At 68.4% G+C, this 22,864-nt stretch carries 19 protein-coding genes and 1 pseudogene; 11 read left to right on the top strand and 9 right to left on the bottom strand.

Annotated features, from left to right (window positions below; all coding sequences use genetic code 11):
• Together AB0F40_RS08995 and rfbB are read left to right on the top strand one after the other, a co-directional pair.
• Positions 1-141, top strand: a pseudogene (locus tag AB0F40_RS08995) (UDP-glucose 6-dehydrogenase); the annotation flags it as partial.
• 28 nt (positions 142-169) lie between these two features.
• Positions 170-1,165 carry a dTDP-glucose 4,6-dehydratase gene (gene rfbB, locus AB0F40_RS08990; RefSeq protein WP_357465831.1) on the top strand — a complete coding sequence of 332 codons (996 nt, stop codon included), beginning with the start codon at positions 170-172 and terminating at the stop codon, positions 1,163-1,165.
• A gap of 70 nt (positions 1,166-1,235) precedes the next feature.
• Here rfbB and rfbC read toward each other — a convergent pair whose 3' ends face one another.
• Positions 1,236-1,856 (bottom strand): dTDP-4-dehydrorhamnose 3,5-epimerase, encoded by a 621-nt coding sequence (gene rfbC / locus AB0F40_RS08985; RefSeq protein WP_357465818.1) that lies wholly within the window; start codon positions 1,854-1,856, stop codon positions 1,236-1,238.
• 40 nt (positions 1,857-1,896) lie between these two features.
• Between rfbC and rfbD the strand changes: the two genes are divergently transcribed.
• Positions 1,897-2,787 (top strand): dTDP-4-dehydrorhamnose reductase, encoded by an 891-nt coding sequence (gene rfbD, locus AB0F40_RS08980; RefSeq protein ID WP_357465816.1) that lies wholly within the window; start codon positions 1,897-1,899, stop codon positions 2,785-2,787.
• Positions 2,788-2,800: 13 nt separating this feature from the next.
• Here the strand turns inward: rfbD and rfbA are convergent, their stop codons facing one another.
• Entirely contained in the window at positions 2,801-3,664 is an 864-nt protein-coding gene (rfbA, locus tag AB0F40_RS08975; protein ID WP_357465814.1) for a glucose-1-phosphate thymidylyltransferase RfbA, read from the bottom strand.
• Between the two features lie 117 nt (positions 3,665-3,781).
• Between rfbA and AB0F40_RS08970 the strand changes: the two genes are divergently transcribed.
• From AB0F40_RS08970 to AB0F40_RS08940, 7 genes are all read left to right on the top strand, one after another.
• On the top strand, positions 3,782-4,003 hold the full coding sequence (locus AB0F40_RS08970) for a hypothetical protein (protein WP_357465812.1): 222 nt from the start codon (positions 3,782-3,784) through the stop codon (positions 4,001-4,003).
• A gap of 245 nt (positions 4,004-4,248) precedes the next feature.
• Positions 4,249-6,168 carry a glycosyltransferase gene (locus AB0F40_RS08965; protein WP_357465810.1) on the top strand — a complete coding sequence of 640 codons (1,920 nt, stop codon included), beginning with the start codon at positions 4,249-4,251 and terminating at the stop codon, positions 6,166-6,168.
• 11 nt (positions 6,169-6,179) lie between these two features.
• Positions 6,180-7,430 (top strand): UDP-N-acetyl-D-mannosamine dehydrogenase, encoded by a 1,251-nt coding sequence (gene wecC / locus AB0F40_RS08960; RefSeq protein WP_357465808.1) that lies wholly within the window; start codon positions 6,180-6,182, stop codon positions 7,428-7,430.
• Positions 7,427-9,379: a glycosyltransferase gene (locus AB0F40_RS08955; protein ID WP_357465806.1), complete on the top strand. Its 1,953-nt coding sequence runs from the start codon at positions 7,427-7,429 to the stop codon at positions 9,377-9,379. Before wecC ends, AB0F40_RS08955 begins: the two co-directional genes overlap by 4 nt.
• Position 9,380: 1 nt before the next feature.
• Entirely contained in the window at positions 9,381-10,013 is a 633-nt protein-coding gene (locus AB0F40_RS08950; protein ID WP_357465804.1) for a hypothetical protein, read from the top strand.
• Entirely contained in the window at positions 10,013-11,086 is a 1,074-nt protein-coding gene (locus AB0F40_RS08945) for a glycosyltransferase (RefSeq protein WP_357465802.1), read from the top strand. The genes AB0F40_RS08950 and AB0F40_RS08945 overlap by 1 nt, the downstream gene beginning before the upstream one ends.
• 10 nt (positions 11,087-11,096) lie before the next feature.
• A complete protein-coding gene (locus AB0F40_RS08940) occupies positions 11,097-11,897 on the top strand; it encodes an ATP-grasp fold amidoligase family protein (protein ID WP_357465800.1) in 801 nt (266 codons plus the stop codon).
• A gap of 79 nt (positions 11,898-11,976) precedes the next feature.
• Here the strand turns inward: AB0F40_RS08940 and AB0F40_RS08935 are convergent, their stop codons facing one another.
• From AB0F40_RS08935 to AB0F40_RS08910, 6 genes are read right to left on the bottom strand one after another with little or no spacing between them, the layout of a single operon-like run.
• Entirely contained in the window at positions 11,977-13,614 is a 1,638-nt protein-coding gene (locus AB0F40_RS08935; RefSeq protein ID WP_357465798.1) for a DUF6270 domain-containing protein, read from the bottom strand.
• The gene (gene wecB, locus AB0F40_RS08930) at positions 13,611-14,789 is read right to left on the bottom strand and encodes a UDP-N-acetylglucosamine 2-epimerase (non-hydrolyzing) (RefSeq protein ID WP_357465829.1); all 1,179 of its coding nucleotides are present in this window, start codon (positions 14,787-14,789) and stop codon (positions 13,611-13,613) included. The genes AB0F40_RS08935 and wecB overlap by 4 nt, the downstream gene beginning before the upstream one ends.
• 14 nt (positions 14,790-14,803) lie before the next feature.
• A complete protein-coding gene (locus tag AB0F40_RS08925) occupies positions 14,804-15,931 on the bottom strand; it encodes an ABC transporter ATP-binding protein (protein ID WP_357465796.1) in 1,128 nt (375 codons plus the stop codon).
• The gene (locus AB0F40_RS08920) at positions 15,921-16,817 is read right to left on the bottom strand and encodes an ABC transporter permease (RefSeq protein WP_357465794.1); all 897 of its coding nucleotides are present in this window, start codon (positions 16,815-16,817) and stop codon (positions 15,921-15,923) included. The genes AB0F40_RS08925 and AB0F40_RS08920 overlap by 11 nt, the downstream gene beginning before the upstream one ends.
• On the bottom strand, positions 16,814-18,553 hold the full coding sequence (locus AB0F40_RS08915) for a glycosyltransferase (protein ID WP_357465792.1): 1,740 nt from the start codon (positions 18,551-18,553) through the stop codon (positions 16,814-16,816). Before AB0F40_RS08915 ends, AB0F40_RS08920 begins: the two co-directional genes overlap by 4 nt.
• Positions 18,553-19,848 carry a glycosyltransferase family 4 protein gene (locus AB0F40_RS08910; protein WP_357465826.1) on the bottom strand — a complete coding sequence of 432 codons (1,296 nt, stop codon included), beginning with the start codon at positions 19,846-19,848 and terminating at the stop codon, positions 18,553-18,555. The genes AB0F40_RS08915 and AB0F40_RS08910 overlap by 1 nt, the downstream gene beginning before the upstream one ends.
• Before the next feature lie 134 nt (positions 19,849-19,982).
• Between AB0F40_RS08910 and AB0F40_RS08905 the strand changes: the two genes are divergently transcribed.
• Positions 19,983-21,053, top strand: coding sequence for an LCP family protein (locus AB0F40_RS08905; protein ID WP_357465790.1), 1,071 nt, complete (start codon positions 19,983-19,985; stop codon positions 21,051-21,053).
• Positions 21,054-21,107: 54 nt separating this feature from the next.
• Here the strand turns inward: AB0F40_RS08905 and AB0F40_RS08900 are convergent, their stop codons facing one another.
• The gene (locus AB0F40_RS08900) at positions 21,108-22,823 is read right to left on the bottom strand and encodes a phospho-sugar mutase (RefSeq protein ID WP_357465824.1); all 1,716 of its coding nucleotides are present in this window, start codon (positions 22,821-22,823) and stop codon (positions 21,108-21,110) included.
• Positions 22,824-22,864: the final 41 nt, after the last annotated feature.

Below are 22,864 nucleotides of genomic sequence, written 5' to 3'. Positions count from 1 at the left end.
GAGTTCTTCAGCTCCGAGGTCGTCCGCGACCTCGACACGTTCAAGTCCCGCGCCGACGTCATCATCGCCAACCGCCGCACCGAGGCCCTCGACGACGTCGCCGACAAGGTCTACACCCGCGACATCTACGGCCGCGACTGAACCGGCTTCCCACCACGAGGAGATGGCAATGCAGGTCCTGGTCACCGGCGGCGCCGGTTTCATCGGCGCGAACTTCGTCCAGCAGACGGTGCGGGAGCGCCCCGACGCGCGAGTCACGGTGCTCGACGCCCTCACCTATGCGGGCGACCGGTCGTCGCTCGACGCCGTCGCCGACCGCGTGGAGCTGGTCGAGGGCTCGATCACGGATGCGCCGCTCGTGGACCGGCTCGTGGGGGAGTCGGACCTGGTGGTCCACTTCGCCGCGGAGTCGCACAACGACAACTCGCTGAACGATCCGTCCCCGTTCGTGCAGACCAACCTGGTGGGCACGTTCACGCTGCTGGAGGCGGTCCGTAAGCACGGGGTGCGGTTCCACCACATCTCGACGGACGAGGTCTACGGCGACCTCCCGCTGGACACCTCCGAGCGGTTCACCCCCGAGACCCCGTACAACCCGTCGTCGCCCTACTCGTCGACGAAGGCCGGGTCCGACCTGCTGGTCCGGGCCTGGGTACGGTCCTTCGGGGTGCACGCCACGATCTCGAACTGCTCCAACAACTACGGGCCCTACCAGCACATCGAGAAGTTCATCCCGCGCCAGGTCACCAACCTGATCGACGGCGTCCGCCCCCGGCTGTACGGCGCCGGCCTCAACGTGCGCGACTGGATCCACGTCGAGGACCACAACTCGGCGGTCTGGAGCATCATCGAGAAGGGCAAGGTCGGCGAGACCTACCTCATCGGGGCCGACGGCGAGGCCAGCAACCTCGACGTCGTGCGGACCCTGCTGGAGATCTTCGGGCGGGACGCGGACGACTTCGACCACGTGGCCGACCGCGCCGGGCACGACCTGCGCTACGCGATCGACGCCTCGCGCCTGCGCACGGAGCTGGGCTGGACGCCGCGGTACACGGACTTCCGTGCGGGGTTGGCGGCGACGGTGCGCTGGTACCAGGAGAACGAGTCCTGGTGGAGGGGTGCGAAGGCGGCGACGGAGGCCAGATACGCCCGCTCCAACCAGTAGCCCCCGTTGAGTGCTGGGTATCTGTCCCTTTGGCGCACAGTAAACGACAAATACCCAGCACTCAGCGCACTCAGCGGCCGGTAAGGGAGGTGGTGTAGGCGGTGACCGCGTCCAGGGTCGGGAGTAGGTTCTGGGCCTTTGCCTCGGCCAAGGTGGGGGCCGCCTCGTCCTTTTCCGAGAGGAGCGGGGTCAGGGGGCTGCCGTCGCGGGCGACGGTGGGCCAGTCGATGGCCAGGTCCGGGTCGAGCGGGTGGATGCCGTGCTCACGGCCCGGCGCGTAGCCGGACGAGCACAGGTACAGGACCGTCGAGCCGTCCTCGAGGGACATGAAGGCGTGGCCCAGGCCCTCGGACAGGTAGACGGCGCGGCGGTCGGTGTCGTCGAGCAGCACGGCGTCCCATGTGCCGAAGGTGGGTGAGCCCACGCGGATGTCCACGACGACGTCCAGCACCGCGCCCTTGGCGCACATGACGTACTTGGCCTGGCTGGGCGGAACGTCCGCGAAGTGGACGCCGCGGAGCACCCCGGCGGCCGACACGGAGCAGTTGGCCTGCTGCAGGTCGAACGAGTGCCCGACGACGTCGGCGAACGGGCCGGCCTTGAACGCCTCGAAGAAGAGGCCGCGCGGGTCGCCGAACTGCTGAGGGGTGATCTCGAACGCGCCGGGCACGGTCAGCTCGCGGTACTTCATGGGGCTCCTCACGGGTGGGTCCTGGCCCTAGGATCCTAGAGTGACTGAGACTCCCGGAGTGGCCGGCGAACATGCGCAGGACCAGCGATGGCTCGTGGTCGGCGCTGCCGGGATGCTCGGTCAGGACGTGGTTGCTGCAGCCAGCGCGGCAGGGCACCACGTCGCCGGCATCCGGCGGAGCGAGCTGGACATCACCGACGCCATGGCGACGCGCGCTGCGGTGGCGGGCTACGACGTCGTCATCAACTGCGCCGCCTGGACCGCCGTTGACGACGCGGAGACGCACGAGCCCGAGGCCTTCGCCGTCAATGCGACGGGCGCCGCGAACCTGGCCTGCGCCACCGCGGCAGCGGGCGCGCGGATGGTCCACGTGTCGACGGACTACGTGTTCGACGGCGGTGCGACCGAGCCCTACCCGGAGGACGCTCCGGTCCAGCCGCGCTCGGCCTACGGCCGAACCAAGGCTGCAGGCGAGTGGGCCGTCCGGGCGGAGATGCCCGACGCCGTCGTGGTGCGGACCGCTTGGCTGTACGGGGCGGGCGGGCGTTGCTTCCCCAAGACCATCGCGCGCGTCGCGGGTGAGCGGGACCGGCTGAGCGTCGTGGACGACCAGACCGGACAGCCCACCTGGACCGCCGATCTGGCGGATCTCATCGTGCGCCTCGTCGGGGCAGAGGCCCCGGGCGGCATCTACCACGGCACGTCGTCGGGCGCGGTGACCTGGTGGGGCTTCGCGCGCGAGATCGTGGCAGCGGCCGGGCATGCCACGCCCGTCGACACGACGACGAGTGCCGCCTACCAGCTGCCCGCGCCTCGGCCCGCGTACTCGGTGCTGGGGCACGACCGGCTCCGCGAGGTCGGCGTCGAGCCGATCGGCGACTGGGCCGAGCGCTGGAAGGTTGCGGCGCCGGTGGTGCTGGGGCTCTCGTAAGGCCTCGGTTCCGTCAGTCGTCGAGCAGGCTGAGCAGGTAGCTGCCGTAGCCGGACTTGACGAGGGTCTCGGCGCGGGCGCGCAGGTCGTCGTCGGACAGGAATCCGCGTCGCCAGGCGACCTCCTCCGGCGAGCCGATCTTGAGACCCTGGCGACGCTCGACGGTGCGGACGTAGTCAGAGGCCTCCAGGAGCGAGTCGAAGGTACCGGTGTCCAGCCAGGCGGTGCCGCGTGGAAGCACCTCGACCTGAAGCCGTCCCTGACGCAGGTACTCGGCGTTGACGTCGGTGATCTCGTACTCGCCACGGGCCGAGGGCTTGAGGCCCTTGGCGATGTCGACGACCGAGTTGTCGTAGAAGTACAGGCCGGGCACCGCATACCTCGACTTGGGCCGGACCGGCTTCTCCTCGAGAGACAGGGCCTTGCCGTGCTCGTCGAACTCGACCACGCCGTAGGCGGTGGGATCGGCGACCCGGTAGGCGAAGACGGCGCCCCCGTCGATGTCCGCGAAGCGAGTGAGCTGGTGGCCCAGGCCTGGACCGTAGAAGATGTTGTCGCCCAGCACCAGGGCCACCGAGCTGTCGCCGAGGAACTCCTCGCCGAGCACGAAGGCCTGCGCGAGTCCGTCGGGCGACGGCTGTGTCGTGTAGCTGATCGAGATGCCGAACTGCGAACCGTCCCCGAGCAGTCGCTGGAACTGATCCGCGTCGTGCGGCGTGGTGATGACCAGGACCTCGCGGATCCCAGCCAGGATCAGGGTGGACAGCGGGTAGTAGATCATCGGCTTGTCGTAGACCGGCACGAGCTGCTTGCTGACGCCCTGGGTGATCGGGTGCAGCCGCGTGCCCGAGCCGCCGGCGAGAATGATTCCGCGCATGGGCCAGATCTTCCCATGGCTCAGGCAGTCGATGACCTGCGGAATGACTTCCGGGTGAATGAGCGGGTGATCTCCGGCCAAGGGTGATGCGGCGGGGGCATAGGGGACGGTAAATACATGGATATGCATGAGTCCCACGGAGGTACCGACCTTCTCGCTGCGCCGGAGCCTTCCGAGCCGGAGCGTCGCCCCGCGCGCCGCGCGCGCCGCCGCAAGGGGTTCGTGGTGGTGCTGGTCGCGGCCGCTCTGGTGCTTCTCTGCACCAACGGGGCCGTGTCCTACTTCGGTCACCGCATCTCGGTCGACGAGCAGCTGGAGCGCATCGAGCCCGTGCCCTGACAGCGACTCCGGGTTGGTGGTGAGCCGCCGGTCGACGGCGACATGGGTGCCCTGGTCGATGGGCGTATTTGTCACCCGGGTGAACTCGCGGGTTTTCACCCGAAAGCGGCGGAACTTAGGTAATTGCCGCTTGTAGCATGAGCCGATCAATGGCGCATCCCGAACGTCTGGCACCTCCAATCTTTGCGCCTGGCGGGGTGCTGTTCTCTCCAGATGGCTCTCGGGCAGACAGGGACATTCTTGCTGTGAAGGATCGTGCGCCAGGCGTGGTGCGGCAGCTTCGTCGGGCGGCGTGGCACCTCCGTGCGGGTGGCCCCCAGCAGCTGCGTACCTACCTGCGGCGGCAACGGGTGCCCATGGCGGCACAGTCCGGCGGGGCGCGGCTGACGAAGCACGGCCTGACGTTCGACCCGTGGCCGGCCCGTCCGGCGTCCCGCATCGCGACCGCGCGTTCCGTCGCGTCCGGCCGCCGGGACCTCAGGGTCGGCGTCATCCTGGACGACTTCTCTCGCCTGGCGTTCGCCTCCGAGTGGGATCAGGTCGCCCTGACGCCCGCGACCTGGCATGACGAGCTGACGACGGGCCTGGACCTCCTGTTCGTCGAGTCGGCCTGGAACGGCAACGGCGGCGCGTGGCAGTATCACCTGACGGGCACATCGGCTCCGCGCCCGGCGTTCGTCGAGCTCGTCGAGGCCTGCCGCGCCGCGGGTGTGCCAACGGTGTTCTGGAACAAGGAAGATCCGGTCCACTTCGCGGACTTCCTGGACGCGGCGCGGTTGTTCGACCGCGTCTACACGACTGACGTCGACCGCCTGCCCGCGTACGCGGACGCGCTGGGGCACGACCGGGTGGGCGTGCTGGAGTTCGCGGCGCAGCCGGCCATCCACAACCCGGTGCGGCTGCACGGTCGAGGACCGGGACGCGACGTCGCGTTCGCCGGCATGTACTTCGCGCACAAGTACCCGGAGCGGCGCGAACAGATGGACCTGCTGCTCGGCGCCGCGCTGGACGTCTCGCCGAAGATGGAGCACGGCCTCGAGATCTTCAGCCGGTTCCGCGGCAAGGACCAGAAGTACCAGTTCCCGGCGCCGCTGGACGGACGCGTCGTCGGCTCGCTCGACTACGACCGGATGCTGACCGCGTACCGCGAGTACAAGGTCTTCCTCAACGTGAACTCCGTGGTCGGTTCGCCGTCGATGTGCGCGCGGCGGATCTTCGAGATCACGGCCAGCGGCACGCCCGTCGTCTCGACGCCGAGCGCCGCGGTGGCGGAGTACTTCCCGTCCGACGAGGTCTTCGTCGCCGACACGCGAGAGACGGCCGCGCACACGATCCGTGCGCTCGTGCGCTCGCCGGAGCTGCGCGACCGCGCCGTGCACAAGGGGCAGCGCCGGATCTGGCGCGAGCACACCTACGGTGCCCGGTCGCAGAAGGTGCTGCGCGAGGCAGGACTGGTCACCTCCGCCCTCGTCCCGCGGCCCAGCGTGACCGCGCTGGTCTCGACGAACCGTCCGCACCAGCTGGACCACGTGCTGAGCGTGCTGGGTGCGCAGGAGGGGGTGGACCTGCAGGTCGCGCTGCTCTCCCACGGGTTCGAGGTGGATGACGCCGATCTGCGGGCGCGGGCCAAGGAAGCGGGGGTCGAGCGCCTTGAGCTGCTGTCGGCGTCGTCCGACGTGCCGCTGGGCTCCTGCCTGAACCTGCTGCTCGAGGCCGCCGACGGCGACGTCGTGGCCAAGATCGACGACGACGACCTGTACGGGCCGCAGTACCTGTCCGACCAGCTGTACGCGATGGCGTACTCCGGCGCGGACGTGGTGGGCAAGCAGGCGCACTACATGCACCTTGAGGGCTCGGACGCGACGATCCTGCGGTTCGCGGACCGGGAGCACCGGTACACCGACCGCGTGATGGGTCCGACGATCGTCGCCGCGCGTGAGATCGCTGCCACCGTGCGCTTCCGGGCTCTGCCGCGGGGCGAGGACACGGCGTTCCTCGAGGACCTTCTCCAGGCCGGCGGGACGCTCTACTCCGCCGACCGGTTCAACTTCGTCCAGGTGCGCTCCGCCGCAGGCGGGCACTCCTGGGACGCGACCGAAGCCGAGCTGCTTGCGAGCGGCGAGGTCAAGCACTACGGACGTGCGGCGACGCACGTCTTCTTCTGAGGCGGGGAAACATGGGGATCAGCACTGTCGGCGTGATCGGGCTCGGTTACATCGGGCTACCGACCGCGGCGATCCTTGCGGCGAACGGTGTGGCGGTGACGGGTGTGGACGTGAGCCCGACGACCGTCACGGCGGTGAACCGCGGCGAAGTGCCTTTCGTCGAGCCAGACCTGGCGGGATACGTCGCGGAAGGGGTGTCGTCCGGAAAGCTGCGGGCGGTCGCTGCGCCTGAACCTGCGGACGCGTATATCGTGGCGGTCCCCACGCCGTTCATGGCCGACCACAAGCCCGACCTCTCGTACATCAGGTCCGCCGCGGAGGCGCTCGCGCCCACGCTGCGGGGCGGCGAGCTGGTGATCCTGGAGTCCACCTCGCCGCCCGGGACGACGCGGCGCATGGCCGACTGGATCCTGGCCGAGCGCCCTGACCTCAGCCTCGACGGCTCGGACGGGCGGCCGGTCATCTATGTCGCGCACTGCCCGGAACGGGTGCTGCCCGGACGGGTCATGGTCGAGCTCGTGACGAACGACCGGATCGTGGGCGGGATCACTCCCGAGGCCGCGAAGCAGGCACGGGACCTGTACCAGGTGTTCTGCCAGGGCGAGATCCTGCTGACGGACGCCGTGACTGCCGAGACCGCCAAGCTGGTCGAGAACTCGTTCCGCGACGTGAACATCGCCTTCGCGAACGAGCTGTCGCTGGTGGCGGACCGGCTGGACATCGACGTCTGGGAGCTCATCCGGCTCGCGAACCACCACCCGCGGGTGAACATCCTGCAGCCCGGTCCGGGCGTGGGCGGGCACTGCATCGCCGTGGACCCGTGGTTCATCGTCGACGCGGCGCCCGAGGAAGCGCGGCTGATCCGCACCGCGCGCGAGGTGAACGACTCGAAGCCGCGCTGGGTGCTGCACAAGGTGCTCGACGCCGTCGCCGGGATCGAGGCTCCGGTCGTCGCCGCCTACGGGCTCGCGTTCAAGCCGAACATCGACGACCTGCGGGAGTCGCCGGCGGTCGGGATCGTGCGAGAGCTGGCGCGGACCTTCCCGCACACGACGGTGCTGGCGGTGGAACCGCACATCGACGAGCTGCCCGCCGAGCTGGCGGAGCTGCCCAACGTGCGGCTGGTGGACGCCGAGGAAGCGTTGGCGAGCGCCGATGTGCACACGCTGCTGGTGGACCACGCGGCGTTCCGCGCCGTGGTGGGGCGACTCGTGGCGAAGAACGTTATCGACACGCGTGGGATGACGGCGGGCGCGCGATGAGCGACATGAATCGCCTGTTCGTCCTTGACCTCTACGACACGCCGGACTTGGACCGTTACGAGATCGGTGAGTTCGTCGACACGCTCGTCAGCAGCGGGTTCGAGGTGCTGATCATGGTGCCTGAGTCAGCGAGCGGTCTCACACGTATCGGCGCGCACGCTCGAGCCATCGAGTGCCCGGCGGGATGGACGCCGGGGCGACGGATCAACTATGCCGTTTCTCTTGCGGTGCCCGCTGCAACCTATACATTCGCGAGTGGCGTCTTCGATGGTGCCGTCACCGAACTGGTGGACGGTATCGACGGGACGGCAGCGACCGCGGACTCGGTTGTGCTGGAGTCGCGCGTCAGCACGCCAGAGGGGCCAGAGGCATTGGCGTACCATGCGCACGACCCGCGCCGTGTCTTCACGGTAGCGAGCGCGTCGTTCAACTCCGTCCGCGGAGCTGACCAGAACATCGGCGGCTTTGGAGAGTGTACTGAGGACCTGGCCCAAAGAGTCCAGTGGACAGGGGCAAGGCGCGTCGTCTGCAGCATCGGCGACCTGGACTCATTGAGGGAATGGATTGTTCCCGAGGAGCCGCAATTCAAGTTCCTCGAAGGCCGGCCGATTATTGCCAACTTGCCCCGCTGGGAGTTCGCTCCAGAGAAACCACTTGTCAGTGTGGTCATCGCGACCCGCGACCGTGCCAGGTACCTGCCCGATGCGATCAGCTCGGTGCTCGGCCAGAGCATGTCGAATTTGGAACTGATCGTTGTGGACGACGGGTCGGCCGATGGGACGCAGGACATCCTGCGTTCGGTCAGCGATCCTCGTCTCCGCTGGTTCAGCAGGCCGGCGTCGGGAATCTCCGCTGCACGGAACTTCGCGACGTCCCAGGCACGTGGCGACTGGATCGCGGTTCACGATGACGACGACATCATGGTTTCAGACCGTATCGAGTTGCAGCTTCGTACGCTCAGCAGGGGGACCGATGCTGTGTACGGCGCATGGGCCAACTTTCACGATGAGACCGGCGAGATGCTCGTCCACCTCACACGACAGAAATTCGGTATGCCTGTCGTCCTGCACAACGGACAAACACCAGGGCACCCGACGTGGCTTGTGCGCCGTTCGCTGCTTGAGGCTGTTCCATATGACGAACGCCTTACGTCGGCGGTCGATCACGATGTCGCTACACGGGCACTCCGTCTCGGGACGACGTGGATCCACTGCGGTCAGGTCGTCACCCTCCGGCGTATCCATGATGCGCAAGTGAGCGCGGTCGACGGAACCGCTCAGAAGAGCGCGGCGCGCATCTCCCGAATACTTCAGGGCGTGGGGCTGCGCGAGGAGGATCGACGTGCGGTCGCCGCAGCCCAGTCCGACTATCGCTGGCCTGTGATGAGGAACCGGGCAAGGCCGTTTGAGGACCTGGGTGGAGATCTTCCGGATCACTTGGTCGAACGAGTGGTGATCGCGAGGGGCAGGCCTTTCAACGGCGTCGTCGAGGCACGCCTCCAGGACAAGGTCCGTGCGGTGGCAAATGTCCTTGACGAGGGTCGCCCCGGCAGCGAGCTCGTGGTGCTTGGTGATGTCACGCTCGGTGAGCTCGGCGAGCTTCGGTCGCGCGGCGTCGATGTCGTGGTCTTGCATAAGCGGCGGCACTCACGTGGGGGCACGATCGTCGACTGGGAGCGGATCCTTCTCAATTCGATCGTCCGAGACCGACGCCCGACCCACACCCATGTGGGTGTGGTGGCTTTCGGCGAATACGACACGCCGCGTGGCGCTGTCGTGACCGAGTCCTGCGCGATCAGCCTTCGGTCGGACATGACCGGTCTCGTCGAGCTCACTTTGTGGATCGTCGAACAAGACCGGTCCGAAGGATTGATGGCGCGACTTGCGCGAAGCCATCCGCAGGAGCTTGTAGACAGCCTCAGCGGTGACGTCACTGAAGGGGTTCTGTAGCGTGCGCTTCGAATTTCATCGCGAGCCCGATGGGCGGGCCGGTGTCCGCGTCGACAGATTCGACGCAGATGATGGCCGAGTCGGGGACGCGTGGCTCTGGATAGACAGCCCTCTCGCCGATCCCACTCCGGATATGGCTGCCGCTGCCGCGGCCCTCACCTTCGGGAACCTTGTGGGCTCGGTCTTCGATCCGCCGCGGGGGATGTCATCCCATATGGCAGAAGCAGTATTCGTCTACCTGGGAAAGCGGCATCTGAGACCGGTCAGAGTCTCGAATGACGCGGTCCGGAGCCGGGGAGCACAAACACTCCGGCTTCATTCTGGTCAAGCGGTGAATCATCAGGCACTTGGGGTTGATGCATTGAACCTGCACCTGGTCGCCGGCGACATGCATTACGGACAACAGGCGTCACGAGGTGCGCTGGCGATCCCGTCCAACTCGCAGTTCTTCGCGGCGCATCTCGGTTTGAAGGACGCGTGGAGGGTCGACGTCGCTGGGGCTCTTCTCGCGGCATCGCGGCTGGACGTGGGTCATGTCCGACTCGTCGGATACGGCGTATCGCCCAAAGAGCTCTTGGCTGCCGCGCGGCTGACGCTGTCCGCGGGTGTCCGGCTTGATGCGGAGGGAGCCTGATGAACGGTGTTCGGATCGTGCTGACCGCGTTCACGGTGGCAAGCTGGGGAGGATTGCACGAGAACGTCATTGGCGCCTGCAAGGCATTGCACGAAGCAGGTGCTCAAGTAATGTTCATCGGGACCGAGGGTGCGGTATGTGACGCGGCGCGGAAGCTCGGTATCCCGTTTGTGATCGGTGTTGACTGGAACACCGGTATCTCATCGGTTCGTCAGCAAGCGATCGACTGGCACCCGGATCTGGTGTTCTCGCAACCCTTCAACTCCCGTGAACTGGGCCAGGAAATCAGTGAAGCCTCTGGTGCAAGTTTCGTTGTCATGTTTCACGGTATCGCGCATGACAACATCCATTTGTGGCACGACGGGCTGGATCGGCTGCTGGTGACAGCGCCGTCAATCGGTGCAGCAGTCGAGGGATATTCCTTCGTGCCTCGAGACAAGATCACGGTCATTCCTAATGGAATTGATGACGCTATCCTTGAGCGGCCAACTATCCCGTTGTCGGACAAGCTGACGTCTCCCGTCGTCGCGATCGTCGGTCGGCTTTCCCATGACAAGCTGCGCATGATCGAGGGTGGTATCGCAGTGGCTCGTACACTGGAGTCAGAACACGGCATTCACGCACAGGTCCGGGTTCTGGGGGACGGGCCTCGGCGAAGGGACTTCGAGAGGCGGCTCCGTGCCGCGCTTGGAGCCGACCGGGTCGCGATGGATGGATGGCTCGACCCGTCCGAAATTCCAGGTCGCCTGGGTGCGTCCTTGATCTGTGTCTCTGCCGGTCGAGGAGCACTCCAGTCCCTGGCGGTGGGCACGCCGGTGTTCGGGGCCGGTGCGCGTGCGAGCGTCGGGATCTCAAGGGCCGATGCGCTCGAGGTTGCCGCTGACTGCAACTTTGGCGATTACGTCCCAGCTTCGGATCTAAACGTGTCGGTCGTGGAATCTCTCCATGGAATTATGGCTGATGACCTCTATAGTCAATTTCAGAAGGCGGGACGTGACGTCGTGTGCAATGGCCGAACACAATCCCAGGTGGATCGTCGACTTGTTGCCGAGCTATCTGCAGTCGTCAATTAAGGATCAAGACATGAGATTCATCGAGCATCTTCAGCTGCGAGGTAGCGGCAAAGAGCGCCGAGTTCCGTGGTTCCTGCATGACAAGATCAAGTGCTACGAGTTTGCTAAACTCATCGGAGTGCCAGTTGTCGAGATTCTTCGCACGTTCGACGACCCTGGTCAGATCGACCTGAACGAACTTCCGGACAGGTTCGTCCTGAAGCCCACGTACGAGTCCTCCTCAATCGGAGTGATGGTTCTGGCTCGCACGGGCGACGGTTATCATGAATCGATGCGGTCCGTGGACCTGTCGTTCGACGATATCGTCGCCAGGCATCAGGAATTATATGACCGGTCGACGAAGCCCAACAGGATGACCATTGTCGAAGAGCGGATCGTCGACGAGTCCGGGCGTGCGGTCCCGATGGATTACAAGGCGTACGCGTTCCAGGGTGAGATTGCGTTCGTTATCGGGTTCGACCGAAACGGGAAGAAGACCCGGCTGTCGTGGTTCGACGAAAACTTCGATCCGATGGATCTCTCTCGAGTGACGACGAACCTGCGGTACCTAGAACTGGAGGAGTCGCCGAGTCGGCCTCAGGCATGGCGCGATCTTCTCGAGGTGGCCAGAAGGGCCTCGGTGGCCGCCCCGACACCTTTCGTCAGGGTGGACATGTACGCGACAGCCGAGGGGGCCGTGCTCGGTGAAATGACGCTGGTGCCTGGTGGGTTCTATTTTGGTAAGCACTACCAGCCGTCTGCCGACGAAGATTTCGTTCTTGGTCGAATGTGGGAGCGTGCCGAGCGGCGTCTGTCTCGGGCGAAGGGGTAGTTGCCGGTCACAGGCGCGAGCTCGCACCTGTGACCGGTAGCCCTGCCGAGTGCAACTTCTGCTGCCGCAGATTTCTCTCCTACTGCCCTAGCTTTCTCCAGGAGGAAAGATCTCGGTTGGTGAGCTGCTCGACGAATCTGACGTCGCTCTCGTATATCCGACTGAGCACAGACAGTTCTCGCTTCGTCACAGGATGGCGCTTCTTGAACGGAATTACCCACTTGGTGCTGTCGCTCGGAGCTTTGACGACGGCCTTGGCCCAGAATTCGGGATAGTCATCGAGCTCAAGGGCGTGCAGTGTCGAGGTCAGGAAGCTCTGCGGGTCGGCGACCAGGTCGTCATAGAGAAAGACGTTGATCCTGTGCTCGCCCAGGGTGTTGGCCCAATGGGTGTAGTGACGCTCGTAGAACCCGATATCGATGACGCCGGCGGACGACGGCCGCTGCAAGATGCTGTGGGGCAGGTCAAATGATCCTGTCGCGAACTGCGCCCAGTAGGCAGAAAGCGCCCGCTCTACCGGATTGCGAAGAATGATCGCAATCTGCGCGTCGTCGGGTGCGATGGCGCGAATATTCTCTGCCGTCTCGTGCGGTGCCACCGATAGGGCACTGCCGTCACCCTGCCAGAAATAGTTCGGTGACGCGTCAACCCGAAGAGACGACTGCCGCCCATCGGCGAAGGCAGCCTGGTAGGACGCCGCGGCCTCTGAGTCTCGCACGCGTGTGCGCTGATTGAAGAAGTTGGATCCCGAAGTGTCTGCCACGAAGACGTCCGGGTGGTTCGCGAGGTTTCTCTTGAGCCATTCCACGCCACCCTTTTGTGTCCCGGCGAGGACCAGGTTCGGTCCGTACTGGAGGCGTGCGACAAGAGGCTTCTCCGCGGGCGAGGAGGGCGCAGTTGGTGTGGTGGGCTTTGCTGGCCGGGTCGCAGCGGTTGGCGTGCTTGAGGGGCTTGTGGACTTGGATCCCGGCCCCCATACCACCCGCCCCTTGGCCCCGGTCAGGCGTCGGACGATCTCCAGGTACACGTTCTCCGAGTAGTGGAAGGGCGCGTCCCCCCAGGGATGGTCCGGGCTGGATACCACCTCGGACGGCTCCATGGAGATCACATGGGCGCCCAGTGCCTGGGCGGCCGCCCGGGTGTACGTCCGGAAGACCGGATTGGCTTCCGCGGCCCGCATCCCGAAGCTGCCCGGGGTCTCCGTGCCCGACTCGGACCACTCCGCCCACGGGATGTCGAGCAGCACGATCGTGGCCTGCGACATCTGGCTCCGCATCTGCTCACCGATGTACTCCATCGCGGTGGTCCAGTAGTCGAAGTGCTGCTGGGTGCCGAACGCGATGTGTTGCGTGCCCTGCGGCAGGTACTGCTCTCCGCCGGACTCGATGAGCTCCACCGAGCGGGTCACGATGGAGCCGTCCGGCAGGAGATACGCCCCGAGCCGCTCGTCCGTCAGGTCCACGAGCACGAAATCTGTGGCGGCGCTGTGAGTGGCCATCTGCGAACGCAGGCTGGACGAGAAGTCGCCCGTGATCATGCGCTGCTGGAAGCGCGACTTGAGCGTCGGGGGAGCCATGAGCTCCACCGGCTTCGTGTAGGCACTGAGCACCGACTGCCGCGCCACGTACTCCACGAGCTCGAACTGCTCGGGATCGAAGTGCTCGAACGTGTCGCGCGACACGCACGAGCCGTAGATAAAGACCCTGGTCTTGCTCATGCCCCACCTTCTGCGGAAACTGCGGTGAACTGTTCGTCCACCAGATTGAAGTCGGGCAGCACGTCGGGCAGCACTGGCGCGAGCATGCGGGCCGTCGCGTCCAGCACTCGCCCTGCGCTGTGCCCGTCGCCGTACGGGTTGACGGCCTGTGCCATGGCGGCATAGGCCCTCTCGTTCGTCAGCAGCCGATGCACCTCGCCGACGATGCGCTCCTCGGCGGTTCCGATCAGCCGGGCAGTGCCTGCCTCGACCGCCTCAGGACGCTCGGTGTTGTCCCGCATCACCAGCACGGGCTTGCCGAGGCTGGGTGCCTCCTCCTGGAGACCGCCGGAGTCGGTGAGCACCAGGGTGGACAGTGCCAGCAGGTGCGTGAACTCGCCGTAGCCCAGCGGCTCGGTGACGGTCACGTTCGGCAGCCCTTCGAGGTGGGGGAGCACGGCGTCGCGCACCACGGGGTTGCGGTGCACGGGCAGGACGATCTCCGACTCCGGGAACCGCCGTGCGATCCGCGCCAGCGCGCGGCCCACACCCTCCATGGCATCGCCCCAGTTCTCCCGGCGATGCGTCGTCACCAGCACGATCCGGCGGCCCGACGCCGCGACGCGGGCGAGCGCCGGGTCCGTGAACGCCGTCCGCCGCTCCACGGCCAGGTACAGGGCGTCGATGACGGTGTTGCCGGTCACGACGATGTCGTCGAGCTGGACGCCCTCTGCCACCAGGTTGGCGAGGCTCCGCAGGGTGGGCGCGAGGTGGAGCGATGCGATCTGGGAGGTGATCTTCCGGTTCGCCTCCTCCGGGAACGGCGACATGATGTCGCCGCTGCGCAGGCCGGCCTCCAGGTGGATCACCGGGATCTGCCGGTAGAAGGCGGCCAGGGCGGCGGCCGTCGAGGTCGACGTGTCACCTTGCACGATGACGGCGTCGGGCCGACGCGCCTCCAGGATCGGGTCGAGCAGCGTGATGACGCGGGCGAAGATCTGCCCGAGCGTCTGACCGTGGCTCATGATGTCCAGGTCGTGGTCCGGCACGATGCCGAACACCTCGTTGACCTGGTCGAGCATCTCCCGGTGCTGGCCGGTGACGACGGTCAGCGAGTCGAACCGGTCGTCGGTCTCCAGGGCCGTGATGACCGGCGCCACCTTGATGGCCTCGGGGCGGGTCCCGTAGATCGTCATGACGAGGGGTCGCGTCACAGGTCTTCCCTCCTGGCCCACTGGGCCGCGGCCCGCGCGGCGCTGGCCTTGGCCTGCTTGGCGTCGCGCCCCGTAGGCCGCGCGTGCCGCTCCCGCACTCGCCCCTTGGGGGGGTCGGGCGTGTCGAACCGCACCTGTGTCTCCCGTCGTTCGGCAAAAGCATCTTCGAGGATCTGCTTGGCCTCGTCCGGCTTGTCCTTCGCGAAGGCCCACGCCCACTTCCGGTACCGGACGGCGACGTCCTGCGCCTCGCCGTCCAGCACCAGGCGGCCGTGGTGCAGCCAGATGGCGCGGGTGCACGACTCCTCGATGGTCTGTGCCGCGTGGCTCACCAGGAACACCGTGCCCGCCTCCCTACGCAAGCGCTCCATGCGCACCTCGCTGCGTTCCTTGAACGCGGCGTCGCCCGTGGCTAGGGCCTCGTCGATGAGCAGGATGTGCGGGCGCGCCGCCGTCGCGATGGCGAAGCGCAGCCGTGCCGCCATACCCGAGGAGTAGGTCCGCATGGGCAGGTAGATCGACTTGCCGAGGCCGGCGAGCTCGATGACGTCGGGGATGGCGGCCTGGGTTTCCGCGGGGGAGAGGCCCATGGCCAGGCAGCCGAGACGGACGTTCTCCTCGCCCGGCAGGTCGGGCACCAGGGCGGCGTTCACGCCGATGAGCACGGGTGTGCTCTCGGCCAGCACCTGGCCCTTGGTGGGCTTCTCCAAGCCGGCGATGATCCGCAGGAGAGTGCTCTTGCCGGAGCCGTTCTGGCCCACGATGCCGATCTGCTCGCCGGAGTTCGCGACGAACGAGATGTCCGTCAGCGCACGAACCGTCACCTTGGGCTCCTGGCCGACGGCGTTGAGCACGGCGCGCTTCAGCCTGGCGCGCCGACCACGGGTCGTGTCGGTCGACGGCGTCCGGTAGAACATCCGGAGCCCTTGCACGGCCACCGTGGGCCATAGCACCGGGGTGCTGCCCGACCGCGGTGCGACGGCCGCTATCTGGCCCGTGTGGGGAGGCGCCTGCACCGACATGGGCGTCGCCGCCGACAGCGGGCCCTGGGCGGGCACCGGCATCGACGCGGGACCGCCCTGGCCCAGTTGTGCCGGCATCGGGTAGTCGAGGTCAGCGGCCATAGCTCTCCTCCGCACTCCAGAAGGTGATGAACCCGATGAGCAGCATGCCGACGGCCCATCCACCGAGCCAGACCCAGCGCATCGGGTCCGGCGTGGTGGCGTACAGCACGCAGTCCCGCACGATGTCCAGCACGATGAACATCGGGTTCGCCTCGAGCCACCTCAGCAGCTCGGGATCGTCCACGAGCCTGTCGAAGGAGAAGAACACCGCCGACGCGTACAGCCAGATGCGCATCACCATGCTGATCAGGTTGGTGACATCGGGCAGCGCGGCCGCCCAGCGAGCCACCAGGAGCGTGAGACCCGTGGTGAACATGACCTGAAGCGCAAGAGCGCCCGCCACCAGGGCGATGCGCCAGGTGTACTCCTCGGCAGGCGGCACGAAGTAGATCAGCGCGGCCAGCGTCAGCAGAGTGGGGCCCAGGCTGAGGAGGTTGCGCAGCATCACGGAGATCGGCAGCGCGGCGCGCGGGAACGTGAAGGCCCGGATCAGATTCTTGCCCGCCTGCACCGAACGGGCGCCACCGTTGATCGACTGGGTGGTGAACTGGAACAGGAACACCCCGATCAGCAGGTACCCGACGAAGTTGTCGATGCCCCGCGCGTTCTTCATCAGCAGACCGAACACCAGGTAATACACGGCGCCGTTGATCAGCGGGTTCAGGATCAGCCAGGCGTTGCCCAGCAAACTCTGCCGCGTCCCACTGGTCACCTTCGCCCGGGCATCAGCCCAGAGGAAGTGCCGCCGCTCCCACAGCAGCCCGATGTACTGCCCCAGCGGTGGCCGGGCGCCGACGCGCGACAGGTTGCCGAGCGTCACCAGCTTGGTGGTCATCGGCGACGCGTCGAACAGCGCCGAGTACGACCCGGTCTCGGGACCGCTCATACCGCCACCCCCAGGCAGGTCCGGTAGATCCCCAGATACGTCTCCGCGTTGCGCACCCATGTCCTCTCGGCTGCTACCACTCGACCGCGCTCGACCAGCTCGGCGCGCCGTACCGCGTCTTCCAGGAGGCCGCCGACCGAGGTGGCCCACCCCTCCATGTCGTCGGCATCGACGTGCAGCCCGGCGCCGCCCACTGCCTCGACGAGGGCCGGCAGGGCGCTCGCGACCACCGGGCGGCCCACCGCCATGGCCTCGACGGGCTTGAGCGGCGTCACCAGGCGCGTGACCTCGTGGTCCCGCCGGGGCACCAGCACGACGTCCAGCGCGGCCAGCCAGGTCAGCGCGACGTCGGACGGCACGCGTCCGGGAAGCACCACGTGGTCGGCCACGCCCAGCTCACGCGCGAGGCGCGCGAGCCCTGGCCGCGAGACGCCGTCGCCCACCAGCAGGCCCGTCACGTCGTGCCCGCGGGCACGCAGCGTCGCCACCGTGCGGACCACCGTCTCCAGGCCCTCGTAGTCGACCAGGCTGCTGACGGTCCCGATCGCGGGTCCAGCGGGCAGGCCCAGCGCCGCTCGCGCGGCCTCGGGCGTCGGATGCTCGGTGGTGAGCAGGGCGTCGGAGACTGCGTTCGGCACCACGGTGATGCGCCCCGAGGGCACACCTCGCGCCACGAGCGCGTCGCGCATGGTGCCGCTGAGCGTCACCACGGCGTCGGCGGCGAGTGCCAGCTCGGTCTCCTTGGCCTGCATCAGGGCGCGACGACGCGACGCCGCAGCGCGGGCACGGCCCTCCGTCGTGCCGTGCGAAGCCACCCAGGTCTCCTCGGGCAGGCCGCGCACCTCGTAGACCCAGGGGATCCCGAGCCGCCGCGCCGCCGTACGGGCCAGCACCCCGTTGGCCGACGGCGTCGTGGTGTGCAGGACGGAGGCACCCGCCGCGCGGGCGGCCTCGGTCAGCAGTTCGGCCTCCTGCGCGGTCCGCCGTGCGACGTCGGGCAGCACACGGCTCGGGACGAGACGCTGATAGGCGACGCCGTCCACGACGTCGGTCCCGCGCGCCGCGAGCGACCCGATGGTGAGCGGGTAGCCGGGCCGTGTGCTCGCGGAAGCGCGGAGCCCGCCGGCGCGCTGCGCCACCAGGATCGCGTGCGAGCGGAGCGTGTATCCGCTCTGCGTGTGCGGCAGAGAGTTGGTCAGGTGGTGCAGCACGGTGACGCCGCCAGGGTGGGTGGACCCGGCGGGTGCCGGCCCAGCGCTCTGCGCGTCGTCCCGGGCACCGGCCTGCAGCTCGGGCTCCAGCGCAGCCACCTGCGTACGCAGCCCGGCGGGCGCGTCCGAACCGATCGACCCGGCATCACCCAGCAGCCACGCCGCGCGGTAGCGCGCTGGGCCGGCGCCGTCGACACCGTCGAGCAGGTCGGGGCGGCCCACCGCGACGGCGACCTCCGCCGCGACCCGCAGGCCACGACCGTCGCTGCGGGCGAGCAGCTGCTGTGCCTCGTCCGCGGCGCGGGCGTTGTCGCCCGCGAGCATGCTGCCGAGCGCGTGCGGCGCGGACGGCGTCGGAGCGAGCCGGAGGGCGCGCACGAGCGGCCGGCGCAGCGGCTCCGGAGCCCGGCGGGCGGTCTGGACGGCCAGCCAGAGCGGGTCCTCGACGAGGGTCCTGGCCACGAAGGACGTGGTGAAGCGCAGGTTGCGCGCGAGCTCGCCCGCGCGCCGGAGAGGCGGTGCCATCAGTAGCGTGCTCCTCGGCCGGCGTTACCCACCAGCGGGTGGGGGAGCAGCTCGTCCAGCAGCTCGGTGTAGCGGTGGCCCAGTACCGCGTCGCTCGCGTGCTCCGCGACCCAGGCGGCGGCGTCGGGCGAGGCAGCGGGCACGACGTCGTCGGACAGCCAGCCGCACCACAGGTCGGCGAGGCCCTCGACGTCGCCAGGACGCACGACGGCGCCCGCGCCGTTCGCCGCGACCAGGCTGGCGGCCTCACCGGCGAGGCACGCCGAGGCGACGACGCCGGAGGCCATGACCTCGTACAGCTTGGACGGGACGGTCCACTCGAACGGTTCCCAGTCCCGCAGGGAGACGATCACGGTGTCGGCCCAGGCGTACAGGTCGCGCACCTCGGTGGACGGGACGGAGGGCTCGACACGGACCGGTGCGTCCAGCTCGGCCGCCAGGAGCCGCAGCGGCTCCAGCTCGTTGCCGTGCCCGACGATGCGCACGTCGAGCGTGTAGCCGCGTGCCTGGACCAGGGCCGCGGCGCGCACCGCGACGTCCAGGCCCTGCGACCGGCCCACGGTGCCCGCGTAGACGACGCGCAGGGGGCGGCCTGCCAGAACGACGGGAGCGTTCTCACGGACGGGCGCGAACGCCGTCCCGTTGCGCACCACTGCCACGTTGCGGACGCCACGCGACCGCAGCACCTCGGCGAACGCGGCGGTGGTCGTGACCACGAGGTCGGCTCGGGTCTGCAGCCGGGTCACGGTGCGGTGCACCACGCGTGCCGCAAGGTCGCGCAGACCGCGGCGCAGGCCGCCGCTCCGTCCCCGGCGCAGCAGGATGCCGCTGGGCTGGATGAGGTCCGGCCAGGCGTCGCGCATCTCCACGACGAAGCCGGCCCGGTGCCACCGGGCGAGAGCCCAGCCGGCGACGACGCTCGGGATCCCGGGCACCGTCGCGATGACGACGGCCGGCCGGCCGGCCGCGGGCCGGACCCCGTGCAGCACCGAGCTGACGGCCGCGACCACCTGGTCGGCGGCACGTGAGCCGAGCCCATGAGAATGCTCCCGGTAATTCACCCGGATGATCTTTTCGCCATGGGTTCCTGAACTGACCGATCCAGGCAGGTAATCGGGTGAAAAATGGGTGATCTTTCCCGAAGGGTAGTGCGGTGGGGGCGTCAGAACGGTAAGCCGATATCCGGCCGGTACCAGGTGGCCCGCGAGGGCTCCCCAGCGTCGCTGCGGCGCGCCCGACTCGGGTGCAAAATGGTGTGTGACCAGGAGGATCGCGCGGTTCTGCGCGCGTTTCACGCGAGCGATCACGGCGAATCTCCTCTCTGTCTGACGTCCCGCAAGGGGGCATCGGATTTCGCCCCTGAGAGCGCCTTCCAGTTGCGGTGCAGGCATAAGAGTAGTAGCCCAAAACAACACTAGGATCACGAGCTATGGCCGCACCCGATCGCAAGAACGATCTTCTCGCCGTACCTAATCCCGTCGACGGAGATGTACGTCACGCACGCCGTCGGCGCCGGAGCAAGGGATTCGTCGCCGGAATCGTCGTCGGGGCGCTCCTGCTCGTCGGCGGTGGCGGAGCCGCGGCGTACTTCGGCTACCGCATGTCGCTCGACGACAACATGGAGCGCATCGACCCGTTCGCGGAGATCGACCCTTCGACCCGCCCCAGCGCGGAGCCGGTGGAGGGACCGGCCGCACCGGTGAACATCCTGGTGCTCGGCTCGGACAGCCGGATCTCGGCCGGCGACCCGGAGGCCTGGGAGGCCGGCGCACAGCGCACGGACGCGATCATGCTCGTGCACCTGGCCGCCGACCGGCAGTCGGCGGCGGCGATCTCGATCCCGCGGGACTCCTGGGTGCCGATCCCGGGTTACGGCGAGGCGAAGATCAACGCGGCGTTCTCCTACGGCGGCCCGCCGCTGATGATCCAGACGGTCGAGGACCTGACGGGCGTGCGCATCGACCACTTCGCCGTGACCGACTTCGAGTCCTTCAAGGCCCTGACGGACTCCCTGGACGGGGTCGAGATCACGGTGCCCGACGGCGACGGCGGCTCGATGCGGCAGGCCATGACCGGCGAGGAGGCACTGGCCTTCACGCGGGAGCGCTACGCCCTGTCCAACGGTGACTTCGGCCGGGTGCAGCGGCAGCAGGCGTGGATGCGGGCCATCGTGGCGAAGGCCAAGAACAGCATGAGCGAACCCCTGAAGATGGCCAGCTTCCTCGAGGCCATCACGAGCTCGGTCGCGGTGGACAAGGAGCTGACGCTCGACCGCATCCAGGAGCTGTTCGCGGGTGCGGGGGACATCTCGACGAACGAGATCACGTTCATGACGGCCCCGTACTCGGGTACCGGGCGCAGCGACGACGGCCAGTCGATCGTCGTGCTCGACCGTGCGACGTTCGACCCGCTCATGGAGGCGGTGGCGAAGGACAAGGTGCCGGACTTCCTGGCCAAGAACCCCGACGCCATGGACGTGCTGCCTGCGGTCGTGCAGTAGGGCGTCGCTGGTCCAGCCGGTCCCGCAGCCCCTCGGGCCGCGGGACCGGTGTCGTCAGAGTCCCAGTGCCGCGCGGAGGTCGGCCTGGACCTGGGCCAGGCGGTCCCGCGCGGCGACCCGAGCCGCGGACAGGGACCCGGCGGAGGCGTCCGGGTCGACCGGCGAGACCACCTCGATGTAGCACTTGACCTTCGGCTCGGTGCCGCTGGGCCGCACGATCACCCGGGTGTCGTCGGCGGTCATCAGGACGACGCCGTCCGTCGGCGGCAGCCCGTCCAGACCCTCGGCGAGGTCACGGACCGAGTTGACGGGCGAGCCTGCCAGGATCGTCGGGGGCGCCTCGCGGAGAGACGCCATGGTGGACTCGATCTCGGCGAGGTCCTCGAACCGTGCCGACACCTGGCCGGTGACGTGCAGCCCGCAGGCTCGGGCGACGTCGTCGAGCCGGTCCAGGAGGGTGCGACCGTTGGCGGCCAGCCGGTTGGCCAGCTGCGCGACGGCGACGGCTGCCGACAGCCCGTCCTTGTCGCGTACGTGCTCGGGGTCCACGCAGTAGCCGAGGGCCTCCTCGTAGCCGAACACGAGGTCCGGGGTGCGCGCGATCCACTTGAAGCCGGTCAGCGTGGTGGCGTGGTCCAGCCCGTGCCGTGCCGCGATCGCGGCCAGCGCGCGCGACGACACGATGGAGCAGGCCAGCGTGCCGCCCGCGCCGGCGCGGGCGGTCCGTTCGGCCGCGTCCCAGCCGAGCAGCATGCCGACCTCGTCGCCGTGCAGCATGCGCCAACCTTGCGAGAACGCGGTCTCCGCGCCCTGGTACGTGCCGTACTGCGGGTCGAGCACGGCGACGGCGCACCGGTCGGCGTCCGGGTCGTTCGCGATGACGAGGTCCGCGTGGGCGTCCTGCGCCAGGGCGAGGGCCATGTCGATGGCCCCAGGCTCCTCGGGGTTGGGGAACGCGACGGTGGGGAAGTCCGGGTCGGGCTCCGCCTGCTCCTCCACGGGTACGACGTCGGTGAAGCCGGCCTCTGCCAGCACCCGCGCGACGGCGGCGCCGCCCACACCGTGCAGGGACGTGGTCACGATGCGGAGCTTGGTGCGCGGCTCGCCGTCGTGCAGTGTGGCCACGGCGGCGTGGTACGCGTCGGTGATCTCCGGGCCGAGCACGGTCCAGCCGGACTCGGCGCGCGGCACGTCCTTCGCCGCGCGCACGAGCGCGATCTCGCCGGCGATCAGGGCGTCGGCCGGCGGGACGATCTGCGCGCCCTGTCCCGCGTCGGTCACGACTCGTCCGCCGAGGTACACCTTGTAGCCGTTGTCGGCGGCAGGGTTGTGGCTCGCGGTGACCATGACGCCGGCGTCGGCCGACAGGTGACGCACCGCGAAGGCGAGTACCGGAGTCGGACCCGGCGCGGGCATGAGCTGCACCTCGGCCCCGGCGGCGACGAGGACGGCGGCCGTGTCGCGGGCGAACTCGGCCGAGCGGTGCCGGGCGTCGAACCCGACCACGACGCGCGGGGCCACCCCGGCTGCCTCCGCCTTGAGGAAGGCAGCCAGCCCGGCGGCGGCCGCGATCACGACGGCGCGGTTCATCCGGTTCGGCCCCGCGGCCATGGCGCCGCGCAGCCCGGCGGTGCCGAACTGCAACATGCCGGAGAACCGGTCGGCGAGCTCGGCGAGAGCCAGCTCGCCGAGGTGGGGGTGGGGGTCGGCTGTCCTGGCGACGAGATTGCGCAGCTGGGCGACGTCGGCGTCGTCCACGTCGGCGGCCATCCAGGCCTCGGCGCGGGCGACGAGGTCGGGCGCCGAGACGT

The organism is Promicromonospora sp. NPDC023987 (assembly GCF_040639055.1).
GTDB lineage: Bacteria > Actinomycetota > Actinomycetes > Actinomycetales > Cellulomonadaceae > Promicromonospora.
The sequence above is the reverse complement of the archived record's forward strand: the minus strand, read 5'-3'. Positions and strand labels throughout refer to the sequence as shown.

Bases quoted from the DNA above. Each gene is read 5' to 3' on its own strand.
- rfbB (WP_357465831.1), top strand. From the start codon at position 170: ATGCAGGTCCTGGTCACCGGCGGCGCCGGTTTCATCGGCGCGAACTTC.
- rfbC (WP_357465818.1), bottom strand. From the start codon at position 1,856: ATGAAGTACCGCGAGCTGACCGTGCCCGGCGCGTTCGAGATCACCCCT.
- rfbA (WP_357465814.1), bottom strand. From the start codon at position 3,664: ATGCGCGGAATCATTCTCGCCGGCGGCTCGGGCACGCGGCTGCACCCG.
- AB0F40_RS08970 (WP_357465812.1), top strand. From the start codon at position 3,782: ATGGATATGCATGAGTCCCACGGAGGTACCGACCTTCTCGCTGCGCCG.
- wecC (WP_357465808.1), top strand. From the start codon at position 6,180: ATGGGGATCAGCACTGTCGGCGTGATCGGGCTCGGTTACATCGGGCTA.
- AB0F40_RS08955 (WP_357465806.1), top strand. From the start codon at position 7,427: ATGAGCGACATGAATCGCCTGTTCGTCCTTGACCTCTACGACACGCCG.
- AB0F40_RS08945 (WP_357465802.1), top strand. From the start codon at position 10,013: ATGAACGGTGTTCGGATCGTGCTGACCGCGTTCACGGTGGCAAGCTGG.
- AB0F40_RS08940 (WP_357465800.1), top strand. From the start codon at position 11,097: ATGAGATTCATCGAGCATCTTCAGCTGCGAGGTAGCGGCAAAGAGCGC.
- AB0F40_RS08935 (WP_357465798.1), bottom strand. From the start codon at position 13,614: ATGAGCAAGACCAGGGTCTTTATCTACGGCTCGTGCGTGTCGCGCGAC.
- wecB (WP_357465829.1), bottom strand. From the start codon at position 14,789: ATGACGATCTACGGGACCCGCCCCGAGGCCATCAAGGTGGCGCCGGTC.
- AB0F40_RS08925 (WP_357465796.1), bottom strand. From the start codon at position 15,931: ATGGCCGCTGACCTCGACTACCCGATGCCGGCACAACTGGGCCAGGGC.
- AB0F40_RS08920 (WP_357465794.1), bottom strand. From the start codon at position 16,817: ATGAGCGGTCCCGAGACCGGGTCGTACTCGGCGCTGTTCGACGCGTCG.
- AB0F40_RS08915 (WP_357465792.1), bottom strand. From the start codon at position 18,553: ATGGCACCGCCTCTCCGGCGCGCGGGCGAGCTCGCGCGCAACCTGCGC.
- AB0F40_RS08905 (WP_357465790.1), top strand. From the start codon at position 19,983: ATGGCCGCACCCGATCGCAAGAACGATCTTCTCGCCGTACCTAATCCC.
- AB0F40_RS08900 (WP_357465824.1), bottom strand. From the start codon at position 22,823: ATGGCCGCCGACGTGGACGACGCCGACGTCGCCCAGCTGCGCAATCTC.